This is a genomic window from Aeromonas dhakensis, from assembly GCF_000820305.1.
In the GTDB taxonomy this organism is placed as follows: Bacteria; Pseudomonadota; Gammaproteobacteria; order Enterobacterales; family Aeromonadaceae; genus Aeromonas; species Aeromonas dhakensis.
The window spans coordinates 63091-74473 of sequence record NZ_CDBH01000049.1; the positions used below are offsets into that span (position 1 = coordinate 63091).

General features: G+C 61.4%; 7 protein-coding genes. 5 read left to right on the forward strand and 2 right to left on the reverse strand.

All coding sequences use genetic code 11. From position 1 onward, the window contains the following. Window positions 1–3 precede the first annotated feature (3 nt). Window positions 4–483, reverse strand: a complete 480-nt coding sequence (locus BN1143_RS14735) for a YehS family protein (protein WP_005309414.1) — start codon at window positions 481–483, stop codon at window positions 4–6. A 71-nt stretch (window positions 484–554) separates the two neighbouring features. Further along, the gene (gene barA / locus BN1143_RS14740; protein WP_042051150.1) at window positions 555–3266 is read right to left on the reverse strand and encodes a two-component sensor histidine kinase BarA; all 2712 of its coding nucleotides are present in this window, start codon (window positions 3264–3266) and stop codon (window positions 555–557) included. A 153-nt stretch (window positions 3267–3419) separates the two neighbouring features. Here barA and rlmD point away from each other — a divergent pair, with 153 nt between their 5' ends. The 5 genes from rlmD (at window position 3420) to eno (ending at window position 11270) form a co-directional block, all read left to right on the forward strand. After that, window positions 3420–4742, forward strand: a complete 1323-nt coding sequence (gene rlmD / locus BN1143_RS14745) for a 23S rRNA (uracil(1939)-C(5))-methyltransferase RlmD (RefSeq protein WP_042051152.1) — start codon at window positions 3420–3422, stop codon at window positions 4740–4742. Window positions 4743–5006: 264 nt separating this feature from the next. Continuing rightward, window positions 5007–7220 carry a GTP diphosphokinase gene (gene relA / locus BN1143_RS14750; RefSeq protein ID WP_005309420.1) on the forward strand — a complete coding sequence of 738 codons (2214 nt, stop codon included), beginning with the start codon at window positions 5007–5009 and terminating at the stop codon, window positions 7218–7220. An 82-nt stretch (window positions 7221–7302) separates the two neighbouring features. Next, complete coding sequence (gene mazG / locus BN1143_RS14755) at window positions 7303–8100, forward strand: nucleoside triphosphate pyrophosphohydrolase (RefSeq protein ID WP_042051154.1); 798 nt, start codon at window positions 7303–7305, stop codon at window positions 8098–8100. A 141-nt stretch (window positions 8101–8241) separates the two neighbouring features. Beyond that, window positions 8242–9879, forward strand: coding sequence for a glutamine hydrolyzing CTP synthase (pyrG, locus tag BN1143_RS14760; protein WP_005309423.1), 1638 nt, complete (start codon window positions 8242–8244; stop codon window positions 9877–9879). Window positions 9880–9968: 89 nt separating this feature from the next. Then, complete coding sequence (gene eno, locus BN1143_RS14765; protein WP_005309426.1) at window positions 9969–11270, forward strand: phosphopyruvate hydratase; 1302 nt, start codon at window positions 9969–9971, stop codon at window positions 11268–11270. Window positions 11271–11383 lie beyond the last annotated feature (113 nt).

Genomic DNA, 11383 nt, shown 5'->3' on the forward strand with positions numbered 1-11383 from the left:
GGTTCAGCCGCGATACTTGGCGGTGAGGCCGATGAGGAAGTTGCGCAGGATCTGATCCCCGCAATCCTGATAGTGCTTGTGGTCCCGTGAGCGGAACAGGGCGCTCAGCTCGGACTTGGAGAGGTTGAAGTTCGCCAGCTTGAGGGTGGCGAGCATCTCCTCTTCCTTGAAGTTGAGGCCGATGCGCAGTTTGCGCAGGATCATGTTGTTGTTGATCCGGTTCGGGATCACCTGGGGCGGTGCATCTTCCCGTGCGCCGCGGCGCACCAGGATCAGGCCGTCGAGGAACTGGCTCAGGGCCGAATCCGGGCAGGCGGCAAAGCCAGCCTCCTGCACCTCACCCTCTTCTGCCTCTTTCATCAGCCAGCCGTGCAGCTGGGCGTGGGTGACGGTCAGGTTGCCCTTGGCGAACATGTCGACCATCTGGTCGTTGCTGATGCTGAGGGCGTAGCGCAGGCGGCGCAAAATATCGTTGTTGGTCATGTCGACTCCTGTGGAAACGGCGCAACTTTACCATCTGGCGGGGCCCGCGTCAGAAAAAGCGGGCCGCCGGGTCAGGCGAGGTAGCGGGGAGCCTCCTGGCGCACCTGCTCCATCGCATCCTGCAGCTCCAGCAACTCGGGCTCGAGTTCGGCCACCGCCACCCCGTCCCGCAGCTGCTGCTCCAGCTGGGAGAGCAGCCGCTGCAGACGAGGCACCCCCGAGTAGGCGCAGCCGCCGTTGAGGCGGTGGAGCTGGGCCAGCACCTCGCTGTCCTCCACCTGGCCGGCGAGCGCCGCCTCCAGCACAGGATCCACCTCGTCGAAACTGGTCATCAGCATGGTCAGCATCTCCTTGGCGAGATCCAGCTTGCCCGCCGCCTGGCGCACCGCCAGCGACCAGTCGATCTGCTGGCTGGCGTGATTCTGGTGGCGACGATGGGCGAAGTCGGTGATGAGCTTGGCCAGCATGGCCTCGTCGATGGGCTTGGCCAGATAGTCGTCCATGCCCTGGCGGATCAGCCGCTCCCGCTTGCCGGGAATGGCGTGGGCGGTGACCGCGACTATGGGCGTCTCGGTGTTGAGGGACTGGCTGCGAATAGCTTGGGTGGCGCTGATGCCGTCCATGATCGGCATCTGGATATCCATGAAGATGATGTCGAACGGCTGGCTCTGGGCCAGTCTGACCGCCTCCTTGCCGTTCTTGCACACCACCACCTGACTCACCATCTCCTTGAGCATGGCGGCGATGAGCTTGAGGTTGGCGGCGTTGTCGTCCACCGCCAGCACCTTGATCTCCTGCACGCTGCGCGGGGAGGGCTCTGGCAGCGGGGCGCTGCGCGCCGCCTCGGGGGAGAGCAGGGCGTGCAGCAGCTTGCGATGGTTGATGGGTTTGGAGAGACAGTGCTGGGCGCCGTGGGCCAGCATGGCTTCGTAGAGCGAAGGCTCGTGGCTGCTGAGCAGCACTATGGTGTTCTGCTGGCCATCCAGCCCGTCGAGGCGCGCCACCACCTGCTGCGGGCTGTGCTGGGTGCCGCTGCCGATGATCACCATGTCCTGGCTGTTCATCTCGGGCCAGGGGTCGTCGCCGGTCAGGGAGTGCACCTGCAGTTGCCACTCCGCCAGCAGCGCGCAGATGGCGGAGTGGCTGAAGGGATCCGGTTCCAGCAGCCAGACCCGCTTGCCCTGGATGCGATCCAGCGGCAACCGGTCGGTCTGGGGCAGGGGGGAGACCTCCAGATCCAGGCTGAAGGAGAAGACAGAGCCCTTGCCGAGTTCCGATTCGAATCGGATCTGGCCCCCCATCTGCTGCACCAGCTTCTGGGTGATGACGAGGCCCAGGCCGGTGCCGCCATAACGGCGGGAGATGGAGGAGTCGGCCTGGTTGAAGGCCTGGAACAGCTGGCGCTGCTGCTCTTCCGAGATGCCGATGCCGGTGTCGCGGATCAGCACGTTGAGCCGCACCTTGTTGCCGCTGAGGCTGCCGGTCTGCTCGATGCGCACGTCCACGTTGCCGCGCTCGGTAAACTTGATGGCGTTGCCGGTGAGGTTGGTCAGCACCTGTTGCAGGCGCATGGGGTCGCCGGTGAGGTAGTCCGGCACCTCGGCATCCACCTGCAGGGAGAGCTCCAGCTGCTTGTCGTGGGCGCTGGGGCCGAGCAGGTGCATGGTCTCGTTGAGGGTGTCGCGCAGGCTGAAGGGGATGTGCTCCAGCTGCAGCTTGCCCGCCTCCAGCTTGGAAAAATCGAGGATGTCGTTGATGATGCCGAGCAGGTTGCGGGCCGACTTCTCGATGGTCTGCATGTAGTCGGTCTGGCTCGGGGTCAGGCTGGTCTTGAGCAGCTGGCGGGTAAAGCCGATGACCCCGTTGAGCGGGGTGCGCAGCTCGTGGGACATGTTGGCGAGGAACTCCGACTTGACCCGCGCCGCCTCCTGCGCCCGCTTCTTGGCCATGTCGAGCTCGACGTTCTGGATCTCTATCTGCTCCAGCGTCTCGCGCAAGTCGGAGGTGGCCTGATCGATGTTCTGCTGCATCTCCTCGTGGTATTCCGAGAGCGCCTTGGCCATGGCGTTGATGCCGTTTTTCAGCATGTCCAGCTCGCCGGTGAGCTGACCGCTGACCCGGGTGTCGAGCCGCCCCTCCCTGATCTTGTGCACCGCCTGCACCATGTCGGTGATGGGCTGGGTCACGCTCTTGACCAGCCGAAAGCCGAACAGGGTGCTGAAGGCGATGCCGATGAGCACCATGATCACCGCGAAGAAGGTGTCGCGGTACTGCAGGATCATGGCCCGATCGGTGGTCATCTGCATGGAGATGTAGCCGATCATCGGCGGCTCCACGTCGCTTGGCAGCGGGAAGCCGTCCATGCTGGTCTCGGCCTGGATCGGGGTGCGCAAGATGATGTCGTCGCCATAGAGGGTGACGCTGGTGAGCTCGGGGATCTGGCTGCCGTCCGGCAGCCGCAGCCGGGTGAAGTCCCTGTGGTAGTTGGACGTCACGAACAGCTGGTTGTCCTGGGTGAAGACGGCGATGGACTTGATGAGCGGCGAGTTCTTGCGGTGGGTGAGGCCGATCAGCCGCTTGAGCGATTCGCGGCTGTGCTGGGTCATCCCGTATTCACTGGCGATGGCCAGCGGCTCTATGATGTTGATGCCCTGATCGATCAGGTTGTTTTCCAGCTGCTGATAGCGGTGGAAGGTGAAATAGCCGGCCATCAGGCCGCCGATGATCAGGGTCGGCAAGATGGTAAAGGCCAGCACACGCGCCCGAAGGCCATATTTGGTCATGCGGATGATCCCCCGAAGAGCAGGGTTGGCAATGGCGTAAACGAGCGGGTGCGGGCCCACAGGCCGTATTTGGTCATACTATTATTCTTGTGGGACAATAGCCTGCTGCAGATTCCACAATCATGACATAGCCACCTATAGGCACCAAGTTTTATGGCCCAGTTTTTCAAGCCCCAAAAGAAATCCGCCCAGCCCCAACGTATTGAATTTACGGTAGACAGCCTGGATCACCACTGCGTCGGGATCGGCCGCCACCAGGGCAAGGCGATCTTCATCGAAGGGGCGCTGCCCGGTGAGCAGGTCAAGGCCCGCATCCTCGAAGACAAGAAGCAGTATGCCCACGCCGCCCTGCAACAGGTGGTGACCCCGGCGGCCAATCGCATCGCCCCCTTCTGCAGCCACTACCGCGAGTGCGGCGGCTGCAGCGCCCAGCATCTGGCTGAGGCGGATCAGCGCGCCGCCAAGGAGGCCGGCCTGGTCAGCCTGTTCGAGCGGCTCGGCAACATCCAGCCTCCGGCGCTCGAGCCCGTGCTGGGCGGGGAGTCCCGCGCCTATCGCCGGGTCTGCCGGCTGGCCATCAAGTTCGACAAGAACGGCCGCTGCACCCGGGTGGGCTTTCGTCGTCGCCAGTCGAACGATCTGGTGGAGATCAGTGGCTGTCCGGTGCTGGCTGAACAGCTCTCCGCACTGATCGCCCCGCTGCGCGAATGCCTCAACCGCCTCAGGAGCCAGCGTGAGCTGGGCCATGCGGAGCTGATCCAGGCCGAGCAGGGGATCCTGATGCTGCTGCGCCATACCGGCCGGCCGACCGAGGCGGATCGGGCGCAGTTGATCGAGTTCGCCGAGGCGCAGGGGATCGACCTCTATCTGCAGGCGGCCGACGAGCAGATTGAGCCGCTGCACCAGCAATTTGCGCCCTCCTACTCGCTTGATGGCCTGTCTCTTGCATTCGCTCCCGGTGACTTCATCCAGGTCAACGGCCCGGTCAACCAGCGCATGGTGGAGCAGGCACTTAACTGGCTCGAGGTGGGCAAGGATGACAAGGTGCTCGATCTCTTCTGCGGTATTGGCAACTTCACCCTGCCGCTGGCCCGTCAGGCCCGCGAAGTGGTGGGGGTGGAAGGGGCGCTGGCCATGGTGGCCCGTGCCGAAGAGAACGCCCGTCGCAACGGCATCGAGAACGCACGTTTCTACAAGGCGGACTTGAGCGGCGACATCGCCGGCATGTCCTGGGCGCGGGAAGGGTTCGATCTGGTGCTGCTGGATCCGGCCCGTCCCGGTGCGTTCGAGGTGATGGAGCACGTCGTGAAACTTTCACCCAGACGGGTGGTCTACGTTTCCTGTAATCCGGTCACCCTGGCGCGCGACAGCCAGGTGCTGGTGAAAGGGGGCTACCGGTTGGTGCGCCTCGGCATGCTCGACATGTTCCCGCACACCGGTCACCTGGAGTCCATGGCGCTGTTCGAGCGCAAATAGACGGACGGTGATGGGCAAAACGGACGTGGTGGCGGTGCCATGAAAGGGCAGCCGTCAGCTGACGATGGTAGCGTCCATAACGCTGTCTGGGCAGGCATGATTGGGGTAATCTAGACCCTTGTAAATCGGCAGGGCCTGGCGGAGAACTCTATTGTTTTTCTTGACAATATGCCTTGAAAAATTCTCCGCAGATCCCCATTTGAGGCAATCTCATGAGGGGAGAGGGCGACAGCCTTCGGCCCAATAATTTAAAGGATTGATACCATGGTTGCGGTTCGCGATATTCATTTGAAAGACAACTTCACCCTGGAGGAGTGGGTCAGCTCGCTCACCCTGAGTGACAGTGACAAGGATCAGCTGCGAACCGTCTACCAGTACTGTCTGACGCTCGGTGACGAAGCGCTCACCAACCGGCTGCTGGTGCGCGGGGTCGAGATGGTGGGCATCCTGCTGATGCTCAGCATGGATCTCGGCACCCTCAAGGCCGCCATCATCTACCCCTTCGTCGAAGCCGGTCTCATCAGCCAGGAGCGGATGGACGAGGACTTCGGTCCCAAGATCGCCAAGCTGGTGGAAGGGGTGCTGGAGATGGAGGCCATCCGCTCCCTGCAGACCCTCCACCGCAGTGAAACCTCGCCGGAGCAGGTCGACAACGTGCGGCGCATGCTGCTCGCCATGGTCGAGGATGTGCGCGCCGTGGTGATCAAGCTGGCGGAGCGGATCGCCTGTCTGCGGGAGGCGAAGAAGGCGGATGAAGAGACCCGGGTGCTGATGGCCCAGGAGATCACCAACATCTACGCCCCGCTGGCCAACCGGCTAGGCATCGGTCAGCTCAAGTGGGAGCTTGAGGATCTCGCCTTCCGCTATCTGCACCCGGATACCTACAAGCAGATCGCCAAACAGCTCGACGAGAAGCGCCTCGATCGGGAGCGCTACATTCGCGAGTTCGTGCAGTCCCTGCGTGATGCCCTGAAAGAGGCGGGGGTCGAGGCCGAGGTCTACGGCCGGCCGAAACACATCTACAGCATCTGGCGCAAGATGCAGAAGAAGCACCTCGAGTTCAACGAGCTATTCGACGTGCGTGCGGTGCGGGTGGTGACCAAGCGGCTGCAGGATTGCTATGCGGCGCTCGGCATCGTTCACACCCACTTCCACCACATTCCCCGCGAGTTTGACGACTATGTCGCCAACCCCAAACCCAACGGCTACCAGTCCATCCATACCGTGGTGGTGGGGCCCGAGGGCAAGACGGTGGAGATCCAGATCCGTACCGACCAGATGCACCAGGATGCCGAGCTCGGTGTGGCGGCTCACTGGCGCTACAAGGAAGGGGCTCAGGCCGGTGGCAAGGCCAACAATTTCGAAGACAAGATCGAGTGGCTGCGCAAGCTGCTCGCCTGGCAGGAGGATCTCTCCGAGAGTGGCTCCCTGCTCGAGGATCTGCGCAGTCAGGTGTTCGAGGACAGGGTCTACGTCTTCACTCCGAAAGGGGATGTCATCGACCTGCCGGCGGGGGCCACGCCCCTCGACTTTGCCTATCACGTCCACAGCATGATCGGCCACCGCTGCATCGGCGCCAAGATCGACGGCCGCATAGTGCCGTTCACCTATGCGCTGCAGACCGGCGATCAGGTGGAGGTGATCACCCAGAAGGAGCCGAACCCGAGCCGCGACTGGATGAACCCCAACTCCGGTTTCCTGCGCTCCAGCCGGGCGCGGGCCAAGGTGGCCACCTGGTTCAGAAAGCTGGATCGGGACAAGAACATCGTCGCCGGGCGCGAGTTGTTCGACAAGGAGCTGGATCGCCACAACCTCAGCATGGCCAAGATCGACAAGGGCAACATGCTGCGCCGCTTCAATCTGGAGAGCACCGACGATCTGCTGGCCGGCATCGGCAGCGGCGACATCCGCATCAACCAGGTGATCAACTACCTGGACACCTGCTACAACAAGCCGACGGCGGAGGAGGAAGATCGCCGCCTGCTGGAGAAGCTGGAGCAGAAGGCCAATGCGCCGTTCCGCCACAAGCCCAAGGATCACATCGTGGTGGAAGGGGTCGGCAACCTGATGACCCACATCGCCCGCTGCTGCCAGCCGATCCCCGGGGATGCCATCCAGGGCTTCATCACCATGGGCCGCGGTGTCTCCATCCACCGGGAGGATTGCGAGCAGCTCAAAGAGCTGTCGCGCCGCAACCCGGAGCGGTTGATCGACGCGGTATGGGGGGAGAACTACTCCGGCGGTTACGGTCTCACCATCCGCATCCTCTCCAACGACAGATCCGGCCTGCTGCGCGACATCACCACAGTGCTCGCCAACGAGAAGATCAACGTGATGGGGGTGCGCTCACGCTCCAACGTGCGCGAGCAGACCGCCGAGATCGACATGGAGCTGGAAATTTACAACATCAACGCCTTCAACCGGGCGTTGGCCAAGCTCAGCCAGCTCAATGACGTGATCAGCGCCAAGCGCCTCTGATCGTACGCAACACTGCACTCGTGACCGACCGCCAGGTCGGTCACTGTTTTCTCCCGGTAGCATCAAGAAAAGCGAATATCCCATGTCCCAACGTTACGACCTGCCCCAACTGCTCGCCATCATGGCCAAACTGCGCGACCCGAACGGGGGCTGCCCCTGGGATCTCAAGCAGAGCTTCCAGACCATAGTGCCGCACACCCTGGAGGAGGCCTACGAGGTAGCCGACGCCATCGAGACCGAAGATTGGCAGGGGCTGAAAGGGGAGCTGGGGGATCTGCTGTTCCAGGTGGTGTTCTATGCCCAGCTTGGCAAGGAGCAGGGGCTGTTCGACTTTGCCGACATCGTCGACACGGTGAGCGAGAAGCTCATTCGTCGCCACCCCCATGTCTTCTCCGATGCCGACCTCGGCGACGAGCAGGCGGTGAAGGTGAACTGGGAGGCGGAAAAGGCCAAGGAGCGGGCGGCGCTCGACAAAGAGAGCGTGCTTGACGACATCCCCCTCTCGCTGCCGGCCCTGACCCGCGCCGCCAAGATCCAGAAGCGCTGCGCCACCGTCGGTTTTGACTGGAAGACCCTGGGCCCGGTGGTGGACAAGATCCACGAGGAGATCGACGAGGTGATGGAAGAGGCACTGATGGCCGACGTGGATGAAGAGCGGGTGAGTGACGAACTCGGCGATCTGCTGTTTGCCACCGTCAATCTGGTGCGTCATCTGGGCAAGGATCCGGAGCAGGTGCTGCGGGGCGCCAACGCCAAGTTCGAACGCCGCTTTCGTCAGGTTGAACAGTTTATCGCCGCGGAAGGGCTGAAAATGACCGACTGCAGCCTCGAGAAGCTGGATGCCGCCTGGGTCAAGGCCAAGGAAACCGAACAAAGTTGATTTGGCGCAAGATGGGGGCGCCGGGAGCCTGATAGATTTTTGTTCATTGTTTGGGAGAGGGGGTTTTGGTATACTGTTTCCCCGTCCTGCTTCATCCCCGAAGCACCCCTTAAAATTCCCTAAACTTCTTTCAGGTTCAGCATGACGACAAAATATATTTTTGTAACTGGTGGCGTTGTTTCATCCCTCGGCAAAGGCATTGCCGCAGCTTCTCTGGCAGCCATTCTGGAAGCCCGTGGTCTGGATGTGACCATCATGAAACTGGACCCCTATATCAACGTGGATCCGGGCACCATGAGCCCGACCCAGCACGGTGAAGTGTTCGTAACCGAGGACGGGGCCGAGACCGATCTGGACTTGGGCCACTACGAGCGTTTCATCCGCACCAAGATGACCCGCCGCAACAACTTCACCACCGGTCGCATCTATGCCGACGTGCTGCGCAAAGAGCGCCGCGGCGACTATCTGGGCGCCACCATTCAGGTGATCCCGCACATCACCAACGCCATTAAAGAGCGGGTGATTGCCGGTGCCGAAGGCCATCAGGTTGCCATCGTCGAAGTGGGCGGTACCGTGGGCGATATCGAGTCCCTGCCGTTCCTCGAAGCCATTCGTCAGCTGGCTGCCGAAGTGGGTCGCAACAACGCCATGTTCATGCACCTGACCCTGGTGCCTTATCTGGCCGCCGCCGGCGAAGTGAAGACCAAGCCGACCCAGCACTCCGTGAAGGAGCTGCTCTCCATCGGTATCCAGCCGGACGTGCTGATCTGCCGTTCCGACCGCGCCATTCCGGCCAATGAACGTGCCAAGATCGCCCTGTTCTGCAACGTGCCGGAGCGTGCCGTCATCTCCATGAAGGACGTCGACTCCATCTACAAGATCCCGGCGCTGCTGAAATCCCAGAACCTGGACTCCTACATCACCGAGCGCTTCGGCATCGAGTGCAAGGAGGCCGATCTGGCCGAGTGGGAACAGGTCATCTATGAAGAGGCCAACCCGACTGCAGAAGTGACCATCGGCATGGTAGGCAAGTACGTCTCCCTACCGGATGCCTACAAGTCCGTCAACGAGGCGCTCAAGCACGGCGGTCTGAAGACCCGTCTCTCCGTCAACATCAAGTACATCGATTCCCAGGACATCGAGACCCGTGGCGCCGAGCTGCTGGAAGGTCTGGACGCGATCCTGGTACCGGGTGGCTTCGGCGAGCGCGGCGTGGAAGGCAAGATCCTGGCGGCCCAGTATGCCCGCGAGAACAAGATCCCGTATCTCGGCATCTGTCTCGGCATGCAGGTTGCCATGATCGAGTTTGCCCGCAACGTGGCCGGCATGGCCGGGGCTCACTCCTCCGAATTCAAGAAAGATTGCGCCTACCCGGTAGTGGGTCTCATTACCGAGTGGGTGGATGACGAAGGCAACGTCGAGACCCGGACCGAGAAGTCCGATCTGGGCGGCACCATGCGTCTGGGTTCCCAGCTCTGCCACCTGGTGGAAGATTCCAAGGTGCGTCAGATGTACGGCAGCCCGACCATCTACGAGCGCCACCGTCACCGTTATGAAGTGAACAACAAGCTGCTGCCGCAGATCGAAGCAGCGGGTCTGAAAGTGACCGGTCTCTCCGCCGACAAGAAGTTGGTGGAAATCATCGAGATCCCGGATCACCCCTGGTTCGTGGCCGCGCAGTTCCACCCGGAGTTCACCTCGACTCCTCGTGATGGCCACGCCCTGTTCGCCGGTTTTGTGAAGGCGGCGGGCGAGTATCAGAAGCGTAATCTGAAGTAATTGAAAATAAATGCGGTTGGGGCCCTGTGCCACAGCCGCTTTTTTTGGCATATTTTTGTTGTTTTTTTACGAAACCTGAGGAAATACACATGTCCAAGATCGTTAAAGTGATCGGTCGTGAAATCATCGACTCCCGTGGTAACCCGACCGTTGAGGCCGAAGTTCACCTGGAAGGTGGTTTTGTTGGTATGGCAGCCGCTCCGTCTGGCGCGTCCACCGGTTCCCGCGAAGCGCTGGAACTGCGTGACGGCGACAAGAGCCGTTTCCTGGGTAAAGGCGTGCTGAAAGCCCTCGAAGCCGTCAACGGCCCGATCGCTCAAGCGCTGCTGGGTAAAGATGCCAAGGACCAGGCCACTGTCGACCAGATCATGATCGACCTCGACGGTACCGAGAACAAATCCAAGTTCGGCGCCAACGCCATCCTGGCTGTTTCCCTGGCCAACGCCAAAGCTGCCGCTGCTGCCAAAGGCATGCCGCTGTACGCCCACATCGCCGAGCTGAACGGCACCCCGGGTGTCTACTCCATGCCGCTGCCGATGATGAACATCATCAACGGTGGTGAGCACGCCGACAACAACGTCGACATCCAGGAGTTCATGATCCAGCCGGTTGGCGCCAAGACCCTGAAAGAAGCCGTTCGCATGGGCGCCGAAGTGTTCCACAACCTGGCCAAAGTGCTGAAGTCCAAGGGCTACAACACTGCAGTTGGTGACGAAGGTGGTTTCGCTCCGAACCTGAAATCCAACGCCGAAGCGCTGGAAGTGATCGCCGAAGCCGTTGCTGCTGCCGGTTACAAGCTGGGCACCGACGTGACCCTGGCCATGGACTGCGCTGCTTCCGAGTTCTACGACGCAGAGAAGAAAGAGTACAACCTGAAAGGCGAAGGCCGTGTCTTCACCTCCAACGGTTTCTCCGACTTCCTGGAAGAGCTGACTGCCAAGTTCCCGATCGTCTCCATCGAAGACGGCCTGGACGAATCTGACTGGGAAGGCTTCGCCTACCAGACCCAGAAACTGGGCAAGAAAATCCAGATCGTGGGTGACGACCTGTTCGTAACCAACACCAAGATCCTGAAGCGCGGTATCGACAACGGCATCGCCAACTCCATCCTGATCAAGTTCAACCAGATCGGTTCCCTGACCGAAACTCTGGCTGCCATCAAGATGGCCAAAGACGCTGGCTACACTGCCGTCATCTCCCACCGCTCCGGTGAGACCGAAGACGCGACCATCGCCGACCTAGCTGTTGGTACCGCTGCTGGCCAGATCAAGACCGGTTCCATGAGCCGTTCTGACCGTGTTGCCAAGTACAACCAGCTGATCCGCATCGAAGAAGCCCTGGGTGCCAAGGCTCCGTTCCGCGGTCTGAAAGAAGTGAAAAACCAGGCTTAATCATCGCCTGTTCTCCTGCTTCACAAAGCCCCGCCATCCGGCGGGGCTTTTTCGTCTGTGTCACCCCCATCCCCGGATTCTGCATTTTTTGTTCCGACCGAACCCATCCGGGA